The 22324-nt window shown below is 72.9% G+C and carries 21 protein-coding genes and 1 pseudogene; 13 read left to right on the plus strand and 9 right to left on the minus strand.

Going from position 1 to position 22324, the window contains the following annotated elements; translation table 11 throughout:
- Positions 1-106: 106 nt before the first annotated feature.
- Positions 107-1219, minus strand: a complete 1113-nt coding sequence (gene prfB / locus O2W15_RS01985; protein ID WP_269164833.1) for a peptide chain release factor 2 — start codon at positions 1217-1219, stop codon at positions 107-109.
- Between the two features lie 45 nt (positions 1220-1264).
- Between prfB and O2W15_RS01990 the strand changes: the two genes are divergently transcribed.
- Positions 1265-1579 carry a DUF6343 family protein gene (locus O2W15_RS01990; RefSeq protein WP_269164834.1) on the plus strand — a complete coding sequence of 105 codons (315 nt, stop codon included), beginning with the start codon at positions 1265-1267 and terminating at the stop codon, positions 1577-1579.
- A 32-nt stretch (positions 1580-1611) separates the two neighbouring features.
- Here the strand turns inward: O2W15_RS01990 and O2W15_RS01995 are convergent, their stop codons facing one another.
- Positions 1612-3393 (minus strand): putative bifunctional diguanylate cyclase/phosphodiesterase, encoded by a 1782-nt coding sequence (locus tag O2W15_RS01995; protein ID WP_269178169.1) that lies wholly within the window; start codon positions 3391-3393, stop codon positions 1612-1614.
- 230 nt (positions 3394-3623) lie between these two features.
- On the opposite strand from O2W15_RS01995, the gene O2W15_RS02000 reads away from it, so the two are divergent.
- The 3 genes from O2W15_RS02000 to O2W15_RS02010 all read left to right on the plus strand — a co-directional run bounded on the left by O2W15_RS02000 (position 3624) and on the right by O2W15_RS02010 (position 4722).
- A complete protein-coding gene (locus tag O2W15_RS02000) occupies positions 3624-3860 on the plus strand; it encodes a hypothetical protein (RefSeq protein WP_036337631.1) in 237 nt (78 codons plus the stop codon).
- A gap of 282 nt (positions 3861-4142) precedes the next feature.
- On the plus strand, positions 4143-4379 hold the full coding sequence (locus O2W15_RS02005; RefSeq protein WP_269178170.1) for a hypothetical protein: 237 nt from the start codon (positions 4143-4145) through the stop codon (positions 4377-4379).
- 145 nt (positions 4380-4524) lie between these two features.
- Positions 4525-4722, plus strand: coding sequence for a hypothetical protein (locus O2W15_RS02010; protein WP_269178171.1), 198 nt, complete (start codon positions 4525-4527; stop codon positions 4720-4722).
- A gap of 15 nt (positions 4723-4737) precedes the next feature.
- On the opposite strand, the gene O2W15_RS02015 is transcribed toward O2W15_RS02010, so the two are convergent.
- The 3 genes from O2W15_RS02015 to O2W15_RS02025 are packed head-to-tail and all read right to left on the minus strand — an operon-like array spanning position 4738 to position 8234.
- Positions 4738-7245, minus strand: a complete 2508-nt coding sequence (locus O2W15_RS02015; protein ID WP_269178172.1) for an FtsX-like permease family protein — start codon at positions 7243-7245, stop codon at positions 4738-4740.
- A gap of 3 nt (positions 7246-7248) precedes the next feature.
- Positions 7249-7992, minus strand: coding sequence for an ABC transporter ATP-binding protein (locus O2W15_RS02020; protein ID WP_269164839.1), 744 nt, complete (start codon positions 7990-7992; stop codon positions 7249-7251).
- Entirely contained in the window at positions 7989-8234 is a 246-nt protein-coding gene (locus tag O2W15_RS02025) for a hypothetical protein (RefSeq protein WP_269178173.1), read from the minus strand. The genes O2W15_RS02020 and O2W15_RS02025 overlap by 4 nt, the downstream gene beginning before the upstream one ends.
- A gap of 194 nt (positions 8235-8428) precedes the next feature.
- Here O2W15_RS02025 and O2W15_RS02030 point away from each other — a divergent pair, with 194 nt between their 5' ends.
- Together O2W15_RS02030 and O2W15_RS02035 are read left to right on the plus strand one after the other, a co-directional pair.
- On the plus strand, positions 8429-8659 hold the full coding sequence (locus O2W15_RS02030) for a hypothetical protein (RefSeq protein WP_269178174.1): 231 nt from the start codon (positions 8429-8431) through the stop codon (positions 8657-8659).
- Between the two features lie 55 nt (positions 8660-8714).
- On the plus strand, positions 8715-9431 hold the full coding sequence (locus O2W15_RS02035; protein WP_269178175.1) for a Clp protease N-terminal domain-containing protein: 717 nt from the start codon (positions 8715-8717) through the stop codon (positions 9429-9431).
- Positions 9432-9505: 74 nt separating this feature from the next.
- Here O2W15_RS02035 and O2W15_RS02040 read toward each other — a convergent pair whose 3' ends face one another.
- From O2W15_RS02040 to O2W15_RS23945, 4 genes and pseudogenes are all read right to left on the minus strand, one after another.
- Positions 9506-11134 (minus strand): ABC-F family ATP-binding cassette domain-containing protein, encoded by a 1629-nt coding sequence (locus tag O2W15_RS02040; protein WP_269178176.1) that lies wholly within the window; start codon positions 11132-11134, stop codon positions 9506-9508.
- Between the two features lie 245 nt (positions 11135-11379).
- Complete coding sequence (locus O2W15_RS02045) at positions 11380-12558, minus strand: amidohydrolase family protein (RefSeq protein ID WP_269178177.1); 1179 nt, start codon at positions 12556-12558, stop codon at positions 11380-11382.
- Positions 12558-14000: an APC family permease gene (locus O2W15_RS02050; RefSeq protein ID WP_269178178.1), complete on the minus strand. Its 1443-nt coding sequence runs from the start codon at positions 13998-14000 to the stop codon at positions 12558-12560. Before O2W15_RS02050 ends, O2W15_RS02045 begins: the two co-directional genes overlap by 1 nt.
- Before the next feature lie 44 nt (positions 14001-14044).
- A pseudogene (locus O2W15_RS23945) lies at positions 14045-15453 on the minus strand (hypothetical protein).
- A gap of 59 nt (positions 15454-15512) precedes the next feature.
- Here O2W15_RS23945 and O2W15_RS02065 point away from each other — a divergent pair.
- From O2W15_RS02065 to O2W15_RS02095, 7 genes are all read left to right on the plus strand, one after another.
- Positions 15513-16325: a class II glutamine amidotransferase gene (locus tag O2W15_RS02065; RefSeq protein ID WP_269178181.1), complete on the plus strand. Its 813-nt coding sequence runs from the start codon at positions 15513-15515 to the stop codon at positions 16323-16325.
- A 4-nt stretch (positions 16326-16329) separates the two neighbouring features.
- Complete coding sequence (locus O2W15_RS02070) at positions 16330-17175, plus strand: MurR/RpiR family transcriptional regulator (protein WP_269178182.1); 846 nt, start codon at positions 16330-16332, stop codon at positions 17173-17175.
- 175 nt (positions 17176-17350) lie between these two features.
- Positions 17351-18286, plus strand: coding sequence for a sugar phosphate isomerase/epimerase family protein (locus O2W15_RS02075; RefSeq protein WP_269178183.1), 936 nt, complete (start codon positions 17351-17353; stop codon positions 18284-18286).
- Between the two features lie 133 nt (positions 18287-18419).
- The gene (locus O2W15_RS02080) at positions 18420-19994 is read left to right on the plus strand and encodes an FMN-binding glutamate synthase family protein (RefSeq protein ID WP_269178184.1); all 1575 of its coding nucleotides are present in this window, start codon (positions 18420-18422) and stop codon (positions 19992-19994) included.
- Between the two features lie 291 nt (positions 19995-20285).
- Positions 20286-20630, plus strand: a complete 345-nt coding sequence (locus tag O2W15_RS02085) for a hypothetical protein (RefSeq protein WP_269178185.1) — start codon at positions 20286-20288, stop codon at positions 20628-20630.
- Positions 20627-21661 carry a hypothetical protein gene (locus O2W15_RS02090; protein WP_269178186.1) on the plus strand — a complete coding sequence of 345 codons (1035 nt, stop codon included), beginning with the start codon at positions 20627-20629 and terminating at the stop codon, positions 21659-21661. The genes O2W15_RS02085 and O2W15_RS02090 overlap by 4 nt, the downstream gene beginning before the upstream one ends.
- A gap of 265 nt (positions 21662-21926) precedes the next feature.
- Positions 21927-22286, plus strand: a complete 360-nt coding sequence (locus O2W15_RS02095) for a hypothetical protein (RefSeq protein ID WP_269178187.1) — start codon at positions 21927-21929, stop codon at positions 22284-22286.
- Positions 22287-22324: the final 38 nt, after the last annotated feature.

Below are 22324 nucleotides of genomic sequence, written 5' to 3' on the forward strand. Positions count from 1 at the left end.
GACGTTGTGTGCAGACGGTGAGCGAGCACAGCCCCTCCTGTGGGCCGTGGTCACCCAGCGTGCCCCCGGGCGGGGGCCGGCTGTGGCCGGTCTCTCCCCCGGGCCGCTAGGCGAGCGGCGCCGACTCCTGTTGCCGCCGCCAGCGGATCCCGGCCTCGATGAAGCCGTCGATGTCACCGTCGAGCACGTTGCTCGGGTTGCCGGTCTCGACCTCGGTGCGCAGGTCCTTGACCATCTGGTACGGGTGCAGCACATAGGAGCGCATCTGGTTGCCCCAGCTGCTCCCCTCGCCCTTGAGGGCGTCCATCTCGGCCCGCTCCTCGGCCTTCCGGACCACGAGCAACCGGGCCTGGAGCACGCGCAGCGCGGCGGCCCGGTTCTGGATCTGGGACTTCTCGTTCTGGCACGAGACGACGATGCCGGTGGGGATGTGGGTCATCCGGACGGCGGAGTCGGTGGTGTTCACGCTCTGCCCACCCGGGCCGGAGGAACGGAAGACGTCGACCCGGATCTCGTTCTCCGGGATGTCGACGTGGTCGGTCTGCTCGACGACCGGCAGCACCTCGACGCCGGCGAAGGAGGTCTGCCGGCGGCCCTGGTTGTCGAACGGCGAGATGCGCACCAGCCGGTGGGTGCCCTGCTCGACGGAGAGGGTGCCGTAGGCGTAGGGCTGCTTGACGGCGAAGGTGGCCGACTTGATCCCGGCCTCCTCGGCGTAGGAGACGTCGTAGACCTCGGTGGGGTACTTGTGCCGCTCGGCCCAGCGCAGGTACATCCGCATCAGCATCTCGGCGAAGTCGGCGGCGTCCACTCCCCCGGCCTCCGAGCGGATGGTGACCAGCGCCTCGCGGGAGTCGTACTCCCCGGACAGCAGCGTGCGCACCTCGAGCTCGTCGAGCACGGCGCGGATGCTGGTCAGCTCGCGCTCGGTCTCGGCGGTGGTGGCCTCGTCGCCCTCCTCGGCCGCCATCTCGTGCAGCAGTCCGACGTCGTCGAGCCGGCTGCGCAGCTCCTCCACCCGGCGCAGGTCGCCCTGCAGGTAGGACAGGCGAGAGGTCACCGCCTGCGCCGCCTCGACGTCGTTCCAGAGGTCGGGTGCGGAGGCCTTCTGTTCGAGCTCGGCCACCTCCCGACGCAGGTCATCGACCCGCATCACGGCCTCGATGGACTTCAAGGTCGTGTCGAGTTCGTCCAGGACGACGGAGAAGTCAGCGGCCACGTCGATCCAGGGTAGTGCGCTGCGCCACCGGGTACCCACGGCGGCATGAGCACGTCACCGCCGGACGACCGGCGCAACCCCGACGACCTCACCGAGTACGAGCGCGACCAGTTCCCGCACGGGATCCCCGAGTCCCAACCCAGGTACCCGGAAGGCGGCGCCGACACAGCCCGCAGTGCGCTGACCCTGCGGCTGGTGCTGGCGACCTTCGGTCTGGTGATCTGCGCGGTGTTCGCGGTGCTGGCGTTCCTCGCCGACGTCCCGCTGGTCTTCCCGATCGCGCTGGCCGTGCTGGCGGTGATCGCGCTGGTCGACCTGATGGTCGTGGCCCGCCGCAAACTGCGCGGCGAACCGGGCTGAGCCCGGCCGCCTGCACCGGCCGCCGGGCGGGGTCAGGCGGTCTGCAGGCGCCTGCGCCGGGCGCGCCGGGCAGCGAGCCGGATGGCCAGCCAGTCGGCCACCTCGGCGGCCGGCATGGGCCGCGCGATGTGGAAGCCCTGCGCGTGGGTGCAGCCCAGCTCGGCGACGAGCTCGAGCTGACCGGCGGTCTCCACGCCCTCGGCGAGGCTGCGCATGCCGCAGGCGGCGGCCAGCCCGACCACCGCGGCGATCGCCGCCGCGGACTCGCTGCGCCGCACCTCGATGCCGGCGATCAGGCTGCGGTCCAGCTTGAGGACGCCGGCCGGGATGGACACCAGCTGGCTCAGCGAGGAGAAGCCGCTGCCGAAGTCGTCGATGGACACCTCGACGCCGGTGACCCGCAGCTGGGCGAACTGGGCCGCGGCCCGGAGCGGGTCCTCCGCGACGCTGGTCTCGGTGAGCTCCAGCACCAGGCGCTCGGGGGCGAGCCCGGCGGCGTCGAGCGCGTCGTGGACGTCGGCGACGAGGGTGCCGGTGGCGAAGTGCGCGGCGCTGATGTTGACCCCGGTGACCAGCGAGAGGCCGGCCCGCTCCCACGCTGCGGCCTGCCGGGTCGCCTCGCCGAGCACCCACCGGGTGAGCTGGACGACGACCCCGGTCTGCTCGGCCAGCGGGATGAAGTCACACGGACTCAGCAGGCCCCGCTCGGGGTGCTGCCAGCGGACCAGCGCCTCCACCCCGGACACCTCACCGCTGGGCAGGTGCAGCACCGGCTGGTAGTGCAGCACCAGCTGGCCGGCCTCGATCGCCTCCCGCAGTTCGGCGGCGACGAGCACCTTCTGCTCGACGGCGCTGCGCAGGTCGGGGCTGAACACCCGCACCCGGTTGCGGCCGGCCGCCTTCGCCGCGTACATCGCCAGGTCGGCGTCCCGGACCAGGTCGGTGGAGCGCAGGTCCGGGTCGTCGCCGGGCGCGGTGGCCACGCCGATGCTCACGGTCAGCCGGGTGACCCGCTCACCGAGGTCGAACGGCTCGTCGAAGGTGCTCTGGAACCGCTCGGCCAGCGCGAGGGCGCCGTCGACGTCGCAGTCACGGCACAGCACGACGAACTCGTCGCCGCCGAGGCGGCCGACGGTGTCCTGTGTCCGGGTGCGACTGGTCAGCCGGGTGGCCAGCTCGCGCAGCAGGTGGTCGCCGATCTCGTGGCCGAGCGTGTCGTTGACGTCCTTGAAGCCGTCGACGTCCAGGAACAGCACGGTGACCGGGCCACGGTCGACGCGGCGCAGCTCGGCGGAGATCAGGTCGTGCAGGTGCGCCCGGTTGGGCAGGTCGGTGAGGTGGTCGTGCCGGGCCTGCCAGGACGACGCCCGCTCCGCCTCCACCCGCGAGGTCACGTCGGTGTGGGTGACCACCACCCGCCCGGAACGGTCGGCGCGGGAGGCCTGCAGGTGGTACCAGCGCACGCCGGTCACCGTGGCCAGCGCGTAGTCGGCCGACACCGTGGTCCGGCGCCCCGCCGACAGCTCCCGCAGCTGGTCGATGCGCGCCCGGTTCGCCGCGTCGTCGGACAGGCTCAGCACCACCGCGAAGTAGTTGCCTCCCACGCCGACCCGCAGCCGGTCGTCGTCGAGCAGGTCGCCGGCGGCCTGCCAGGCGGAGTTGACCAGCAGCATCGTGCCGTCGGCGTCGATCAGCACCGTCGGCGAGGGCAGGGCGTCCAGCACGCCGGCCACCAGGCCGGCCTGCGCCTGCTCGCCGCCGTCCCGGTGCCGGACGTCCATCGGCAGCTGTGCACCACTCCTCGCTCGCGGCACGTCCACCTCCTCCTCCGGTCCGTCCCAGGGCCCGTCCGGGCATCTCCCAGGCCTCTCCTGTCTCCCCGAGACCATCGGCAACAGTGGCCACAGCTGGAGACCCGCCACGCCGGTCGGCCCGGAAAGAGTGAACACCGGCAGCTCAGGACGGCGTGTCTCAGCGCCCGATCACCGGGGTGCCCGTGTCGGGGCGGGTGTAGACCTGCAGGGGCCCCGGGTACGGCGACGCCATGAGCGACTCAACGACGATCGAGCTCGGTGGCGAGGAGTACCTGGTGCGGCGGGAGGGCGACGCCCTCACGCTGGGGCGCCAGGTCGGCGGGGAGACGACGTGGCTCGACGACCTCGACGTGCGCCAGCTCCCCGGCCCGGCCCAGGAGGCCCTCGACCGCGGCGATCACGACGACCAGACGCTGCAGACCGCGCTCCTCGGCGTCGTCCAGGCCGAGGTCAACCGCGGCGGCTGATCTGCGGTTCTCCTGCGGATCCCTCCAGCCGTGCGTGCGGAACTCGCCGTTGGCTCGGGGGCATGGACATCGAGACCGCCTACGCCCTGCTCGCCGAGCTCGAACTGCGCGAGGTCGAGGACCTGGGCAGCGACTGGTTCGAGGCCGACCTGCAGGAGCAGCTGCCGCTGGCCTGATCACGCTGCGCTCCTGATCGGATCCGGGCTGCGATCTCGGCGGCGGAGGGGGACGCTGGTGTCCTGAGGGCCACCGTCGTCCCCCCGGGCCAGGAGGCTGATCCGCATGTCCGTCCAGTACCGCTGCGACCGGTGCGCCGAGGTGGCTGACGCCCCCGCCGCCGTCGGCTGGGTGCAGGTGCAGCCACTCGGCGCGCACCCACTGCTGCCGGAGGAGCCCACCCACCTGTGCCGGCTGTGCTGGGCCCGCACCACGGCCGGCGAGCCGGTGCGGGTGGGCTCCGGTGGCGAGGAGGTGCCGCAGGTCAGCGAGCACGCCCAGAACCGCGACACCCTGCAGTGACGCTGCCCGGATGAGGCCGAGAGTCCCTCGATCAGGGACCTCCGACCCCGGGTCCTGGGCTCCTGCGCTGCCTAACGTCCGGATCGGGCGCTGACCACGGCGTCCAGGCCACCGGCCGGTCCGGCCGACGTCTCCGGGAGTCCGCATGAGCGTGTCCGTCGAGCAGCGCCGCACCCGTCCCGCTGCCGAGCAGTCCACCCCCACCCCGGCGCCGGCGGAGGAGCCCGGGCTGGGTGACCGCGGCTGGGTGCTGTGCCTTGGCGTCCTGGTCGCCACCGTCCTGGTCTTCACCGCGATGATCGCGATCACCGCACTGGCCGGCGGGGACGGCTTCCCGAGCTGAGTCGGCACGGCCGGTTCACCCCTGGGTGGCGAGCGCATCGGCCGGCGCGACCCGCAGCGCGGCCCGGGTCGGCACCTCGATGGCCAGGAACGCGATGCCGGTGACGACCAGCGCCGTCACCGGCAGCAGCCAGCCGGGCCCCGACGGCCAGGGGCGGTCGAGGAAGCCCAGGCCGAGCAGGGCCAAGGGCACCACGGAGACCAGCACCCCGGCCGCGACCGCAGCGCCGGAGACCAGCGCCGCCTCGCGCCGCATCATCGCGCGCACCTGACGCGGCGTGGTCCCGGTCAGCCGCAGGGCCGCGATCTCCCCGCGCCGCTGGGCGGTGGCCGCGACCAGCGCGTTGGCGATCCCCAGCAGCAGGTAGCCGAGCAGCACGCCGATGACCGCCAGGTTGATCCACACCTCCGGCGGCGCGGCCGGCCGGTCGCCGGCGACCCCGCCGTCGGACACCGTCACGCCGGGCCGGTCGGTCAGGCCCGCCAGCGCCCGGTCGGTCGCCGGGTCGCCGTCGGTGCGCACCAGCAGGCTGTCGGCCAGCCCGCCGGTGGTGTGCCCCGCGGCCATGTCGGCGGAGAGGACGACGGAGCCGAAGCCCAGTTCCCGGTCGTAGACGGCGACCACCCGGGCCTCGACCTCGGCGCCGTCCCCCAGGATGAGCTGCACCTGGTCGCCGATCCCGACGTCCCGGGCGGCGGCGGCGTCGCTTCCGACGGCCACGGTGGCGCCGGTCAGGTCGGCCAGGTCGCCGTCCCGCACGTCGAGGTCGAGCACACCGGCCCCCGTCGGGGGCAGCACCAGCGCCGGCCCGCCGGACAGCTCCTCCTCCCCCAGCACGCGCATCGGCCAGAGCACGGCCGTGGAGCTGACCGGCGCGACCGACTCCACCCCGGGGACGGCCTGCACCGCGCCGAGGAGGCCGGCGGGGATGCCGCCCAGCGCGGGGGCGGTGACCGTCGCATCGGCGACGGTGCCCGCCCGGGTCTCCTCCGCCGTCGCGTCGATCACGGTGGTCTGGGCGAACGTGTAGGTGAGCGCGACGACGACCGCCATCGCCAGCGTGGTGACCGCACCCGCCGAGCGCAGCGCGTAGCCGTGCAGGTTGGCCACCGCCAGCCAGGCGGGCGCGGAGGTGCCGGCCGGCAGCCGGCGGGCGAGCCGGCCGGTGACCCGGCGGAGCAGGAGGGGGCCGGCCAGCGCCAGGCCGATGGCGGCGACGATGCCGGCCAGCGAGGTGGACGCCGCCCCGATCGGCGACTGCACCAGCAGCGGCGGCACCGAGAGCGGCACGGCGGCGGCGATGAGCAGCAGGCCGGTGCGGTGCCGGCCGGGTGACGGGGTGCGCGGGCCGGTCCGGGAGTCGGCGAGCAGCTGGGTCACCGGCTCGCGGCTGGTGCGCCAGGCGGCGCAGCGGGCGGCGACCTGGACGACGAGGAGCAGCAGCGCCGCAGCGGCCAGCGCCGGCAGCGGGCCGACGGCCAGCGGCAGCGCGTCGGGGAGCACCCCGACGTGCACCAGCAGCCGACGGAACTGCCCGGCCAGCAGGTAGCCGAGGGCGATGCCCGGGACGAGCGCGACCGCCGCGACCACGCTCGCCTGACCGGCGACCAGCCGGCGCAGCTGCCGCGGGGTGGTGCCGACCGCGCGGAGCAGGGCCAGCTCGCGGCGCTGACCGCCGATCGACACGGCCAGCGCCCCGGCGACGACGAACCCGACGATCAGCAGCGGCACGCCCATCAGCGAGGACGCGAGCACGACCAGCAGCGACCGGGCCGCGGCCGCCTCGGGGAGGGCGACGTCGCCGCGGGCGTCGCCGGTGCTGACGATCGTGCCGGCGGGCAGCAGCGGGCGGACGGCGTCGGCGACCGCCTCGACGTCCCCGGTCACCTGGAGGCCGATCAGGTCGACGGTGTCGGTCTGCCCGGCCAGCCGCGCCGCCCGGTCGTCGGCGACGAGCACGCCCGTACCGGCCGGGACCACGGCGGTGAGCCGGGCGTCGACGGCGCGGCCGGCCAGCACGACCCGCACGGTGTCGCCCGGGGCGACGCCGGCCGCGGCGGCGATCGCCGAGTCGAGGGCGACCTCCTGCGGGCCGGTCGGCGGGGTGCCGGTGACCTCGGGGTCGTCGAGCAGGCCGAGGGAGGACCAGCCGTGCCCGGCGGTCGTCGGGTCGGTGGTCGCGACGACGTCCCCGTCGGTGCCGAGGACGGCGGCCGGGAAGCCGACGTCGGCGACGGCGGCCGCCACCCCCGGAAGCTCCCCCAGCTCGTCGGCCAGCGCTGCGGGAACGCTCCCCCGCTCGGGCAGGGCGACGGCGAGGTCGGCACTGGGCTGCACCGTCTGGTCGGCGGAGACGACCACCTCCGCGCCGGCCAGCCGGTCGACGGGCAGGTGCGAGCGCAGGCCGGACTCGGCGAGCACGCCGGTGCCGGTGACGATGGCCGCCCCGCCGAGCACCGCGACGAGGACGGCGAGAGAGGCGGTGAGCCGGGTGCGGGCCAGCCGCAGGGCGAGCGCGAGCACGGCTCAGCCCTCGCGCAGCGCGACGAGGCGCCCGGCCAGGTCGGCGGCGGCCGGGTGCTCGAGGGTGTCGACGACCCGGCCGTCGGCCATCACCAGCGCGCGGTCGGCGCGGGCGGCGGCGGCCGGGTCGTGGGTGACCAGCACGACGGTCTGCCCCAGGTCGTCGACCAGGGCGCGGAGCAGGCCGAGCACCTCGGCGGCGCTGTGCAGGTCCAGGGCGCCGGTGGGCTCGTCGGCGAAGACGACGGCGGGCCGGGCGACCAGGGCGCGGGCGATCGCGGCCCGCTGCTGCTGGCCGCCGGAGAGCTCGGTCGGCCGGTGGTCCAGCCGGTCGCCCAGGCCCACCCGATCGACCAGGTACTGCACCCACTCCCGGTCCAGCGACTTCCCGGCCAGCCGCAACGGCAGGGTGATGTTCTCCCCCACGGTGAGCGCGGGCAGCAGGTTGTAGGCCTGGAAGACGAAGCCGATCCGGTCGCGGCGCAGCTCGGTGCGACGGGTCTCGTCCAGCCCGCCGATCCCGGTGCCGTCGAGGAGGACCTCCCCGCTGGTCGGGGTGTCCAGCCCGGCGGCGACCTGCAGCAGGGTGCTCTTGCCGGAGCCGGAGGGGCCCATGACGGCGAGGAAGCTGCCGCGGGGCACCTCGACCGTGACGTCGTCCAGGGCGCGGACGCCGTTGGGGTGGGTCTTGGTCACGTGGGTGAGCGCGACGGCGGCGGTGGCCGTCGGTGCGAGGGCGGTGCTCATCGGTTGCGCACGTGCAGGCTGATCAGCGTGATGGCGCTGACGGCGGTCAGCAGGCCGAAGCCGATGCTGACCGCGAGGGGGACGGCGCTGAACGAGGTGACGCTGTTGCCGGCGATGCTCAGCACCAGGACGACCCACAGCAGCGTGCGCAGCGGCCGGTCCGGGGTGCTGCGTGCCGGCTCGGGTGCGGGACGGAGGTCGACGGGCTGTGCGGTGGGGTCGAGGCGGTACGGGTCGGGCACGGGGGGCTCCTCGGTCGGGCTGGTGTCCCTCCCGATGCTGGTCGGGGCGGGCCCCGTATCCGATCCCCTGACCTGGCCTCTTGCGGTGCAGCAGGCTGTACCCGGGGCCGGCTCGGCACCCGTGTGACGAGCCATCGCACGATCAACGTCCCATCGCAGTCAGATCGTCATGTTCCTGCGGCAGGCTGCTGCCCATGACGGCGACCATCTCCTCGATCGGCACCGACCTCACGGCCACCCACGTGGCCTCCACGGCGCACGACCCCCGCAGCAGCGACCAGGTCACCCACGCCGTCGCTCGCCCGGTCGTCGACGGTCTGGACCAGTCAGTCTGCGGTGTCCTGGTCTCCGCCGTCGCCACGCAGGACTGGCTCACCTTCCCGGGCACCGACCGCTGCGCCGAGTGCACCCGCATCGCCGGCTGACCACATCGTCAACCGGGGGTTGACGTCAGCGAGTCGTCAACCTAGCGTTGACGGCATGACACAGCTGCCGCCCACCGTCCGGCTCGACGACCTGATCTCCGCGATCCAGCAGGTGCACAACCAGCCACTGGACCAGCTCACCGACGCCGTCCTCGCCGCCGACCACCTGGGTGAGGTCGCCGACCACCTGATCGGCCACTTCGTCGACCAGGCCCGCCGCTCCGGGGCGTCGTGGACCGAGATCGGCAGGAGCATGGGCGTGACCAAGCAGGCGGCTCAGAAGCGCTTCGTGCCCAAGGACCTGCCGATGGACCCGGACGAGGGCTTCAACCGCTTCACCCCGCGCGCCCGCAACGTGGTGGTGGCGGCGCAGGAGGCAGCTCGCGCGGCCGGCAACGTCGAGCTGACCACGACCCACCTGGTGCTCGGGCTGCTGACCGAGCGTGACGGGCTCGGCGCCGAGGAACTGGTCGCGCAGGGCCTGACGCTGGACGCCGTCTGGCAGGCCGCGTCCGCGTCGCTGCCGCCGGCGGCCGGCGACGTCCCGGCCCTCATCCCGTTCGACGCGGGTGCGAAGAAGGCGCTGGAGCTGACCTTCCGCGAGGCGCTGCGGCTGGGCCACAACTACATCGGCACCGAGCACCTGCTGCTGGCGCTACTGGAGGCCGAGGACGGCGCCGGCCTGCTGACCTCGCTGGGCGTCGACAAGGCGACCGCGGAACAGCACCTGATCGCCGCCCTGTCCGCCGTCTCCGAGCAACCCCCGCAGTGAGGACGGCGCCCGTTGTGCGCTGACCGTCGCTTCGCCGGGCCAGGACCGACGACGAGTGCACAGGCGCGGCCGGGTCAGGGCGCGGTGATCTCCTGCAGGCGGCCGTCGGTGAGGTGGAGCCAGCGGGTGATGCCGAGCTCGGTGAGGAACCGCTCGTCGTGGCTGACCACCACGAACGCGCCTCGGTAGGCCGCCAGCGCACTCACCAGCTGGGCGACGCTGACCAGGTCGAGGTTGTTCGTCGGTTCGTCGAGCAGCAGCAGCTGCGGTGCCGGTTCGGCGTGCAGCACGCAGGCCAGCGTGGCCCGCAGCCGCTCACCGCCGGAGAGCGCCCGGACCGGCAGGTGCGCCCGGCTGCCGCGGAACAGGTAGCGGGCCAGCAGGTTCATCCGCTCCGCCGTCGGCATCGCCGGTGCCGCGTCCGCGAGCGCCTCGGCCACGGTGCGGTCGGGGTCGAGCAGGTCCAGCCGTTGGGAGAGGTGGGCGACCCGACCGTCGGCCCGCCGGATCTCCCCCGCGTCGGGCTGCAGGTCGCCGGTCATCAGCCGCAGCAGTGACGACTTCCCGGCGCCGTTCGCCCCGGTCAGCGCGATCCGCTCCGGGCCGCGGACGGTCAGGTCGACGCCGTCCTCGGCGAACAGTGCCCGCTCCCCCAGCCGCAGCTGCAGGCCTTCGCCGGCGAACACGGTGCGCCCGGCCGGCACCGCGGTGCCGGGCAGTTCCAACACGATCGCCTGGTCGTCCCGCAGCGCGCGCTCGGCCTCCTCCAGCCGGGTGCGGGCACCGTCGAGCCGGGCGGCGTGCACGTCGTCGGCCTTGCCCGCCGACTCCTGGGCGGTCCGCTTCATCTTGCCGATGAGGATCTTCGGCAGCCCGGCGTCCTTCACGGTGCGGGCGGCGTTGCCGGACTTCTTCTGCGCCCGCTCCCGGGCCAGCTGCCGCTCCCGCTTCTCCCGCTTGACCTCCTGCTCGGCGGTGCGGACGTCCCGCTCCACCGCCTCCTGCTCGGCCCGGACGGCGGCCTCCCAGTCGGTGAACCCGCCGCCGTAGGTGCGCAACTCGCCCCGGTCGAGCTCGGCGATGCGGTCCATCCGGTCGAGCAGCGCCCGGTCGTGGCTGACCACGAGCAGGCAGCCAGGGAAGTCGTCGAGCGCGGCGTACAGGGTGTGGCGCGCGTCGCCGTCCAGGTTGTTGGTCGGCTCGTCGAGCAGCAGGACGTCGGGGCGCTTCAGCAGCTGCGCGGCCAGGCCGAGCGTGACGACCTGCCCGCCGCTGAGCGTGTCGAGCCGGCGGTCGAGCATGACGTCGCCCAGGCCGAGCCGGCCGAGCTGGACGCGGGCGCGCTCCTCGACGTCCCAGTCGGTGCCGATGGCGGCGAAGTTCTCGTCGGCGACGTCACCGGACTCGATGGCGGCCAGCGCGGCGAGCACGGGCGCGACGCCGAGCACCTCGGCGACGGTGAGGTCACCGACCAGCGGCAGCGACTGGGGCAGGTACCCGAGGACGCCGCCGACCGTGACCGCGCCTGCGGCGGGCCGGAGCTCACCGGCGATCAGCCTGAGCAGGGTGCTCTTGCCCGCACCGTTGGGTGCGATCAGGCCGGTGCGGCCGGCGCCGACGGTGCAGGAGAGGTCGGCGAAGACGGGGGTGCCGTCAGGCCAGGCGAAGGACAGGGCGGAGCAGACGACGGAGGCATCGGGCACGGCGGGACCTCTGCGGGGACGCGGGCGCACGTGGCGGCCCGGCGGTGGACGAGGACGACGGAGGCTCCGGCGGCTGCTCGCCTGCCGGGCACATCCCGGGGTTCACCCGGAGATGTCGCCGCTGCCACCCATGCCGCTGCTCCCTGGTCGAGGACTCCTGCCCGGCACGCTAGTCACCGGCGGCCCGGGTCGTCACGCCATTTGCCGCTGTGCACGCTCCGTGCGCTCGACCTCCGCGACGTGCCTCAGAGCCGGTAGACCCGCTCGGCGTTCTCGTGCGCGATGAGCCGCAGGACCCGCTCGGCGTCGCCCTGGGACCAGTCACCGTCCTGCACCCACTGACCGACGACCCTGCTGATCCCCCGGCGCCACAGCAGCGAGCCGAGGAAGTGCAGCTCGCTGGGTCCCCAGGCGTCCGACGAGTACAGCTGCTTGTGGAAGGGCGCCAGCTCGAGCGACTCGGCGATCAGCTGTGGGCTCTGACTGCCGACGTAGTTGAGCCCCAGCCCGACGTCGAAGTAGACGTTGTCGAAGACCTGGGCCAGGTATCCGGCCTCACGGTGGTACGGGTAGTTGTGCAGCAGCATCACCGGGACGCCGGAGCCCTCCACCTCTCGCAGCCACGGGGCCAGCAGGAGCGGATTGGCCCGGTGCAGGTCCAGGTCCGGGTCGCCGTAGCCGCTGTGCAGCTGGATGGGCAGCCCCCGGTCCACGCCGCACCAGAGGAGATGGCGCAGGAGCACCGGGTCCTCGATCCGCTGCCGGCCGGTGGTCGTGCCGAGCAGCCGCTCGACGGCCCGGACGACCTCGTCGTCGCCAGGCCGTGCGGCGTCGACGTCGAAGCCGAAGCGGTAGGCGAGGATGCTCTTCGTGCCGACCGCCGAGCTGGTCGCCTCGGCGAGACGGGACGGGTACTGCGCCACGAAGGCACGTGCGGAGTCGACCTCGTCCAGCAGTGACTCCGCGATGGTCTCCAGCCGCACCACCTCCCGGGCGCTGGCGTCGGCCACGTCGGCGTGCTCCTCCGGCGACAGCACGGCGTCCCCGAGATACCCCGTCTCGATCAGGTAGGTCGACGTGCCGCTGGCGCGCAGCAGCCGTCGGTTGACCTCCTCCTCACCCAGCTCGGACCGGTGGTGCCAGTACTCGTCAGCCGACGCGTGCGGCTGGAGCCCGAGCACCGGGGCACACCAGCGACGGATGGCGAAGCCGATCTGCGAGTCGAACTGCGTCGCGACCGTCGACGGCCTGGGCGCCTCGGTGATCATCGACTCGAAGCTCGGGCGGTCCACCCCGGTGCGCAGCGCACCATGGACGTGGTGGTCGACCAGCGCCAGGTCCGCCACCGTGTCCGCCAGCGGACCTCCGAACGCCCGCGCCCCGGCGTGGTCCCAGGGGTACCGCCGCTCCGCAGCCGGGTGCATCAGACCGGCTCGGGGTCGACGACGGTGCGGTCCTCGTCGACCTCGTCCAGCTCCCGGGCCAGCGAGGCGCCGATCCGCTTGGCCAGTCCACCGGCCAGGACGGCGACCAGGAGCCCGAGCAGCACCCACCCGATGGCCACGTAGGCCGGGGAGAAGCCGGTCGCGTCCTTCACGCTGTAGCCGATGACGACCAGGATGAAGCCGCCCCCCAGGGCCGGCAGCACCAGTTCGGCGGCCCGGACGCTGATGACACCGCGGCGCCAGGCCGCGAACACCGCCACCTCGACGAGCAGGTAGACGAACAGCAGGCACGTGGCGCCCACCACGGCGTAGAAGAAGTAGGCGTCGATGGCGGCGTCCCCGGTGCCCATCACCGGCCACCCGGTCAGCCAGGACACGAGGTTGACGACGATGCCGATGCCCGCCATCGCCAGCACCGCGTTCCGGGGGGTCTGGTGCGTCGGGTCGATCTGGGCGAACTGCCGCGGGCCGAAGCCGTCCCGCGCCAAGGCCATGGCCAGCCGTGCCGACGCCATCACCGAGGACAGGTTGGAGGCGAACGCCGACAGCACCGCGGTGAACAGCAGCAGCAGCGCGAACCAGTGGCCGAGGTACCCCTCCCCCAGGTCGCCCAGGGTGTTCCCCGATCCCTGGAACGCGGCCAGCCCCGCCTCGTCGGTGCCGAAGCCGATGGTCTGGGCGAACATGACCAGCACGTACAGCGCGCCGGTGAGCAGGACGGAGCCGAACAGGGCACGCGGGATGTTGCGCCGCGGGTCGTCGGTCTCCTCGCCGAGCGCGGCGCAGGCCTCGAAGCCGGCCCAGGAGAGGAACGCCGCCACGACGGCAGCGAGCACAGCGCTGAGTCCGACGCCGTCCGGGGAGAAGGTGGTGAGGTCGACGCCGGTCTGCTCCGCACCGCCCTGACCGAGAACGGCGGCGACGAGCACCAGCATGGCGGCGATGCCGACGCCCTCGATCACCAGGAGCGACTGGGACACCGTCCGGGTGTCCCGGGTGTTCATGAAGCCGGTGACCAGCAGGCACGCGACGGCCGCGATGCCGAACCCGACGCTCGTGCCCGTTCCCGAGGCCGAGCCGATCAGGGCGTTGAGGAAGGCCCCGAAGACGGCCGCCGTGCAGATCGTGAAGAACAGGTACGTGCCGAAGAGCGCGAACCCGGCCACGAACCCCGCGCGGGGACCCAGCGTCGCCCCGACGAGGGCGTAGGCGCTGCCCGCGTGGTTGTAGCGCTGGGTCAGCCGGATGAACCCGTAGGCGACCAGGGCCACCCCGACGAACCCCAGGGCGAAGACCAGGGGCACCGCCTTGCCGACCGTGCCGATGATGCCCTGGCCGTTGCCGGCCATGGCCAGCGTCGGCCCCATCAGGCCGAGCGAGAGCGCCAGGGCCTCCCACAGTTTGAGCTTGCGCTTGGCCATGTCACTCCTCGGTGTCGGTGCAGGTGGGTGAGGTGGTGCCGGACTCAGGAGGACCAGGCGAACCGGGTGCGCGCATGGAGGTCGGGGCCGGCGTCCAGCGAGGCCTCGTACCGGCGCACCGCGAGGACCGCTGCGTGCAGTTCCGGTCCGAGGACCGCGCGCACCTCCTGGCTCTCCTCGAACATGGCGATGCGGCCGGCGGCATCGCTGGGGAGCGGCACCACGGCCGCGGCCTCTGCCTGCTGCGGGGTGAGCTCCCGGGGATCGACCTCGACGGGGGCCGGCAGGGCCAGCTCGCGTTCGATCCCCGATGCGGCGAACCCGAGGAGCAGCCCGGTGGCCAGGTAGGTGTTGGCTCCGGAGTCGACGCACTTGACCTCGACGTTGGCCCCGTGCGGGTTGCCGTTGTTGGCCCGCAGCAGGCGGACGGCGGCCTCCCGGTTCTCGACTCCCCAGCAGGCGGTGGCGCCGGACCAGTGCCCGGGCTGCATGCGTTCGTCCGAGACGACCGTCCCGGCCAGCACGGCGATGCTGCCCGGCAGCTCGCGCACGATGCCGGCCACCGCCCGGGCACCCTCGGTGGTGAGGTCCCCGGCGAGGGACCCGCCGCTGAAGAGCGGAACGCCGTCCTTGGTCAGGGACAGGTGCATGTGGGCGCCGTTGCCGGACCCGCCGGCGAACGGCACCGGGGAGAAGGTGTCGCGCAGCCCGTGCGCCCGGGCGACCCGGCCGATCACCGCGCGGGCGAGCAGCACGTCGTCGGCCGCGGCCAGCGGTGTGCGAGGGGGCAACGAGATCTCGAACTGGCCTGTCCGTACTCCGCGTGCACCTGCTCGACCGGGACACCCGCCGCGTCCAGCCGTTCGCAGAGGTCCGCCGCGAAGTCGCTCAACCCGCTGTAGACCGCAGCCCCGTAGCAGGGCCACCCGTCGCTCTCGCCGAGCAGCCGGCCGTCGGCGCCGAGCAGCCCGAACTCCAGTTCACTGCCGACCAGGGCCTCGATGCCCAGCGACGCCAGCCGGGCGACCTGACGGCGCGTCACGCTGCGCCAGCAGTACGGGGACAGCTCGCCCTGCTGGTCACGGACGTCGGCGGGAGCCCAGCCGAACCCGTGGTCGAGCACCACCGCACGCTCGAGATCGGTGGTGAGTCGCAGGTCGCCGACCACGTTGACCTCCGGGGTCATGGCGATCCCGTTGTCCACGCAGAAGACCGGCCACGTCAACGAGGCGCCCATCCCCGAGCGGGCGAAGGACTCGATGCGGCGAGCCGGGACGGTCTTCGCCCGGATGACGCCACCGGAGTCGCTGACGACCCCGGTGAGCGTGCGGGCACCGGCATGGCGGAGGCGCTCGGCGAGCTGCTGCACATCGTGATCGCTCGTCGTTGAGGTCGGGAGCACTTGACGCATCCGTTTCGTGAGGGCGATGCTTAACGTGCTTGTAATGCGCATTACAGGTCAGGCGCTGTTTATACCGTCCTGCTGAGCTGTTAGGAAGAGGCCTGGCGACCATGTGCCGACTGCTGGGATACGTCGCCGAGACACCTGTCTCGGCGGTCGACGGACTCGGCCGGACGGACTTCGACACCTTCACCTCGCTGTCCGCCGTGCACGGCGACGGGTGGGGGATGGCCTGGCGAGACCAGGCGACCGACACCACACGGGCGGCCACCTCGCCGATCTCGGCCGCGGCCGACCCCACCTACACGGCGCTGGCCGACCGGGCCCTCGGCACCGCCGGGTTGGTGCACCTCCGCTGGGCCACCGACGGACTGGCCGTGGGTGCCGAGAACACCCACCCGTTCACGGACGGCGACCACGCCCTCGCCCACAACGGCAGCATCTCCCCCATCGACGAGCTCGAGGCGCTCCTGGGGGAGGACGCCCGAGCCCAGCTGGTGGGCGACACCGACAGCGAGCGCTACTTCCGCCTGGTGCTGCAGTGCATCGAGGAGACCGCGGACGAGCGGGCGGGGGTCGCCCGCGCCGTCGGCATGCTGCGCAGCCACTTCCCGCAGTCCAGCCTGAACGCACTGTTCCTCACCCCGGCGCGGCTCTACGCGGTGCACGTGAACAGTCGGGCGGCCACGCCGCTGGACGACCTGCGACAGGTCTTCGGGTCCGACGACGCGATGCCGCGCGGGCACGCCACCGCCTACTTCGACATGGCCTACAAGGTCTCCGCGACCGCCGTGCACGTCATCTCCAGCGGCCTGCCCGACGAGGGCTGGACACCGGTGCCGCCCGACAGCGTCCTGGCGATCGACCTGACCACCCGGGTCATCGACGTGCTTGATCCCGTTCCGGCCGAACCTGCACAGTGAGCCGGTGTCGATCAGGGATGCGTTGACGGCGGACCTGTCGTCCTTCAGCCCGCAGGAACGGCGGGTGGCCCGGGTCCTGCTGGCGGACTACCCGCGCGCAGCACTGGGCACCAGCGCCGAACTCGCCGCCACGGCAGGGGTCAGCCCCCCGACCGTCGTCCGCTTCGCCCGCAGCCTCGGGCACACCGGCTTCCCCGCTCTCCAGCAGGCGCTGCTCGAAGAGCTGTCCGAGCGCGTGGCCTCTCCGCTGTCGCTGTACGACAGCACGCGGGCGACCCGTGGTGAGGGGCACTGGCTGGAACGAGGCGTCCAGATCGCGACCGGATCGATCGCCCAGTCACTGGGCGCGATCCCGCGGACGGAGCTGGACGCTGCCGTGGACCTGCTCGCCCACCCCAGGATGCGGATCACCGTCGTGGGTGGCCGGTTCTCCGGACACATCGCCGGCTACCTCTCCCTGCACCTGCGACAGATCCGGCCGCACGTCCGACTGCCGGACGAGGACCAGCAGATCGGTGCGGCCGACGTGCTCGACGCCGACAGCAGGGACGTCTTCGTCGTCTACGACTTCCGGCGCTACCAGTCCAGGACGGTGGCCCGAGCCGCACTGCTCGCCGAGGCCGGGGCGCACATCATCTGCATCACCGACGAGTGGCTCTCCCCCATCGCTCAGGTGGCGGAGGTCGTCCTGCCCACCTCCGTGCGCTCGTCCGGCGCCTTCGACTCCGCGGCGGCAGCCTTCGTCCTCACCGAGCTCCTGGTGGACGCCGTCCTCGACCGGCTCGGCCCGACCGCGGTGGAACGCATGCGGCGCTGGGAGGCGGCCAGCGCGAAGGAGGTGCTGGACTGACGCCCCGGGCGCGACCGTGTCGTTCCGCCCCGGGTTCGTCCGACTTCTGCTTTGCATCTGACGTAAGTGGCCCTAGGTTGTGGCGCACGCCACAGTCGCGTGTGCTCCGCCCCAGCCAGCGGGCGGCCTCCCGCGGCGGTGTCGTGTGCCCACGTGACCAGCCAAGGGGGAAACCGTGAAGTTGCCGATCGGCCTGCGGGCCGTGCTCGTCGCCGTCCTGTCCGCGTTGCTGTTCGTCGGCGTCGCCGGTACGGCGAGCGCCGCCCCACCGTCGAAGGGGGCAGCGGCCGCGGAGTGCGCCGAGCGTGGCGTGCCGCTCAGCAAGATCTCGATCCAGCTCTACACGTTCGCCGACTACCTCAGCAGTGGCACCGACGAGCAGGCGCGCCACGAGGAGGTCCTGCGCCGGCTGGCCGAGATGGGCTACCGGAACGTCGAGCCGTACACGCTCAGCGGCTGGACCGCCGAGGAGTACGCCGCCCTGCTGGACGAGTACGGCCTCAAGGCGTCAGCCCGACACGTCGACGTGGGCTCCCCCGCGAACCCCGCGGACATCGAGCAGATCATCGAGGACAACCGCGTCCTCGGCATCAAGTACTTCGGCTCGGGCAGCACCGCGGGCGCGCCGTGGATCGGCGAGCTCACCACCGAGGCCGACTGGATCGCCTACGCCGAGTATCTCGACGCCGTCGGTGAGCAGGCGCGCAAGGCCGGCCAGACGCTGATGATCCACAACCACGACTTCGAGTTCACCACCGTCTTCGGCGACCGCACCGCCTTCGACATCCTGATGCAGCACACCCAGAAGAAGAACGTGGTCTCCCAGCTCGACCTGTACTGGGTCGCCTACGCCGGCCTCGACCCGGTCGAGGTCATCGAGGAGTACGGCAAGCGGGTCAAGCTGCTCCACGTCAAGGACCTCAACCCGGACCTGGAGAACCGGATCGAGATCGTCGGCCGCGGCTCCCTCGACTTCCCGTCGATCTTCGCGGCCGCCCACCGCGTCCGCTACTACGTCGTCGAGCACGACCCGCGCTTCGGCGACCCGTCGTTCGACCCCTTCGAGGCCGCACAGGCCGGCCTCGACTACCTCACCTCCGTGACCTACTGAGGCAGCACCATCCCGCAGGGGGCGGTCCCGGTCAGCCGGGACCGCCCCCTCGCGCGTGTCCGGCTGGTCCCACCGCAGCAGGGTCGGGCCCTGAACCGGCCCCGAACCAGCCGCCGGCGCGTCATAGTGGTCCATGACCTGGGCCACCCGCGCCGCGGCCGCCGGACTCTCCGCCCTCGCCGGGGTCGCCGCCCGCGACCTCCTCCAGCGTGAGCACACGCTGCTGCGCAACTTCCCCGTGCTCGGCCGGGCCCGCTACCTGCTGGAGTCCATCGGACCGGAGATGCGGCAGTACCTGGTGGCCGGCAACAACGAGGAGCGGCCGTTCACCCGCGACCAGCGGCGCTGGGTGTACGCCTCGGCGAAGAAGCAGAACAACTACTTCGGCTTCGGCACCGACAACGACCTCGAGTTCACCGCCGGCTACCCGGTCATCAACCACCGCACGTTCGGCCACGCCGTCCCGGCCACCACCGTGCAAGCCGGCCACGCGTCCTCGCTGCCCAGCGCCAAGGTGCTCGGCGCCGCCCGCGACCGGACGCACGCGTTCCGCCCGCAGTCGGTGGTCAACATCTCCGCGATGAGCTTCGGCTCGCTGTCCGGCAACGCGGTCGAGGCGCTCAACCGCGGCGCCGCACTCGCTGGCTGCCTGCACAACACCGGCGAGGGCGGCATCTCCCCGCACCACCGGCACGGCGGGGAGCTGGTGTTCCAGCTCGGGACGGCGTACTTCGGCTGCCGCGACGAGCACGGCCGCTTCGACCTGGACCGGCTCAAGGACCTGGTCGCCTCCGCCCCCGTCCGCGCCCTGGAGATCAAGCTGAGCCAGGGCGCCAAGCCGGGGCTGGGCGGTGTGCTGCCCGCGGCCAAGGTCTCCGCCGAGATCGCCGGCACCCGCGGTGTCCCGGAGGGCGTCGACTGCATCAGCCCCTCCCGGCACGCCGAGTTCTCCGACACCGACAGCCTGCTCGACTGGGTCGAGCTGCTGGCCACCGAGACCGGGTTGCCGGTCGGCGTGAAGTCCGCGGTGGGCGACATGGGCTTCTGGCACGAGCTCACCGAGTTGATGGCCACCACCGGCCGCGGGGTGGACTTCGTGACCATCGACGGCGGCGAGGGCGGTACCGGTGCCGCGCCGCTGATCTTCACCGACTCGGTCTCGCTGCCCTTCCAGCTGGGCTTCGCCCGGGTCTACTCCACCTTCGCCCGGGCCGGGCTGCACGAGCAGGTCACCTTCATCGGCGGCGGCAAGCTCGGCCTGCCCGACAACGCGGTCATCGCCTTCGCCCTCGGCTGCGACCTGGTCAACGTCGCCCGCGAGGCGATGCTGGCGATCGGCTGCATCCAGGCGCAGAAGTGCCACACCGACACCTGCCCCACCGGCGTCGCCACCCAGAACGCCTGGCTCGCCCACGGCCTCGACCCGGCGCTGAAGTCGGTCCGGGCGGGCACCTACATCCAGACGCTCCGACGCGATCTGATCAGGGTCGCCGAGGCCTGCGGCGTCGAGCACCCCGGCCTCATCGACACCTCGGCGGTGGAGATCCTCACCGGCCGCACTGCCTCGCGCCCGCTCTCCGAGGTCTACGAGTACGAGCCGACCTGGGGACTGCCCTCGGCGGCCGACCGCGAGCAGATCGTGCAGCTGATGACCGGCGAGGCACCGCAAGGCGGCAGCGCCCCGCCGTCCACCACCGCAACCGACTGAGCCCGGTCGAGAGCCTGAGGTGTGCCGTCAGACGACCGCGCACCTTCGCTCTCCCGGTTGAGACGTTCGGGAACAGGACAGTGACGGGCCGTCCCAGGAGCACGGTCAGGACGGCTCTCTGGTCAGCCGTCATCCTCTGGCGTTCTCCAGCCATGGAGAGCAGCATGGAAAGACGGTCTAGGCCAGCTTGGGACGGTCATGGACATCCATCGGCTGGGACGTGCGGCTGCCAGGGGCACCGCTGTGGCTGCCGTATGGGGCACCGCCAGTGCGGCGCTCACGCGGTTGCTCATGCGCGCGATCGCCCTGGTGACCAACGGAGCCGCGGAGTTCAGCTGGGTGGGGACCGCTGGGATCACGGTCTTCTACGTCGTGGTGCTGCTGCCGGGCGCGATCGCCCTCGCGTACAGGCCAGGGCGCTTGGCCTCGGTCGTCTTCGCAGCGGGAGTCGTCTTCCTGGCATTCGAGGTCCTGGCCATCGGCATCGCCGATGTCTCTGCCCATGCTGAGGGCTTGACCCTGTGGCGATGGGCCGGTGTGGCCGCTCTCGCTGTCGCGATGCTCGCGGTGTACGCGGCGCAGGTGACACTCGTGCATCGAGGTGCACTGAGGACGATCCAGACCGTGAGCACTTGACACTGACGACCAACACCCCCACCCCCGTCCGCACCGCCCCCGACGTCCGCCTCCCCGCCGACGACCACCGGGGCCGCCTGGTCCGCACCGTCTTCGCCAGCGCACGCCTCATGGCCGTGCTGCCGCCTGAGTTCGACACCCTCACCACCGCGCTCACCGCCGCGATTAAGGCCGCCGCCGAGGCCCGCCAGACCCCGGTGCCCGCCGACGACCTGGCCGCCGAGGTGGACGCCACCCTCCGCGCTGGCGGTTCGGTTGACGTGGCCGACCTGATCTCCAAGCTCGGCGTAGCCGAGACCGCTCGGGCGCACCGGAACGCGGCCGTGAAGCTGCTGGCCGAGGCTCCGGCTCGCTACCGCGATGAGCTGGTCCAGGTCATCGTGGACTCCTCCGATGCCCTCTACGACGCCCTGGCCGAGGACCTGGACACGGTCCTCAACGACGCCGAGGAGATCGCCGCCAAGCTCGGCGGGGTGACCAGCGCCGAGGAGGCCGTGGACAACGGGCTCGCCGACGAGTTCGCCGCCCTTCGCCGCCTGGCCCGCCGTCACGATGAGGTCCGCAAGGACCACCGGGACCTCCTCAACGCGGCGAACGATCTATACCGCCGAGAGGGTGGCCGCGTCCTCCTCGCCCGCACGATGTACGCAGGCATCGGCTCCGCCTGGCCCCGCTACGCCGAGGAGCTACGAGGCCACGCCACCGCTGACCTCACCGGCCGCGTCGTCTCCTCTGCCCCCTTCGATCCCTTCGGATCCAGCACCGACGACCTTCTCTTGGTCGTCCGCCATCGCGCCACGCTCTCGCCCCGGATCGGTCGTCCGGGTGACGAGGCGGACGGGGCCGTGGTCATCCGCGACACCTCCGTCCACCTGGTCCGTAATCCCCGGACCGGCGAGCTGGAGCCGGTGCGGCCGGAGCCCGGAAGCCTCCAGGCATGGCACGGCTCCGAGGCCAACGTCCTCGCCCACCAGCTCCCCGGCGGGAGCCCGGCTGGGCTCCGCGACTACTCCGCCGCCCAGCAGGGCTGACACCCCCGGCCCCTCGGCTTGCCCCCTCTCCCTCCGGCCGCCCTCTCCTGGGGGAGGCGGCCGGAGGTGGCCGAGGTAGGCCGCCTCCCCCGAGGGAGGTGGCCGTCAACGCCCCCTTGCCCCGGCACCTGGCTCACCCCTGGCGGCCATGCCAGCGCCACCCCCCTGAGTCCTGCCGCCCTGCCCGGTGGCTGCCAGTGACCCTGCCCAGCGCGAGCCGGGCGGTGTCGGGGGCGGGCACACCCTCAACCCCTCTGGAGCCCTCATGGCCCGAGCCCCCAAGATCTGCGCACGGCCTGGCTGCCCTGAGCACGCGACCTTCCGAGGCCGATGCTCAACGCACGCCAGTGAGTACGAGCGTGAACGCGGCACGCCCGCACAACGCGGCTACGACGCGGCGTTCCGTCGCGCTTCCGCCAAGGCCAAGGCCAAGGCCAAGGCCAAGGCCAAGGCCAAGGCCAAGGCCAAGGCCACCAACTGTTCCGAGTGTGGCGAGCGCTTCACCGAGGACAACCCCGCTCAAGGCGGCCACGTGAAGGCCCTACGCCACGGCGGAGGGACCTCCGACGGCGTCGTCGCCCAGTGCAGGCGTTGTAACGCGGGCTGGAAGCGGACCGGGCTCTGAGCCTCTCAGCTCTTCCAGGACTGCACGGCCTCGCCCAC

This window comes from Modestobacter sp. VKM Ac-2979 (genome assembly GCF_026967995.1).
Lineage (GTDB): Bacteria > Actinomycetota > Actinomycetes > Mycobacteriales > Geodermatophilaceae > Modestobacter.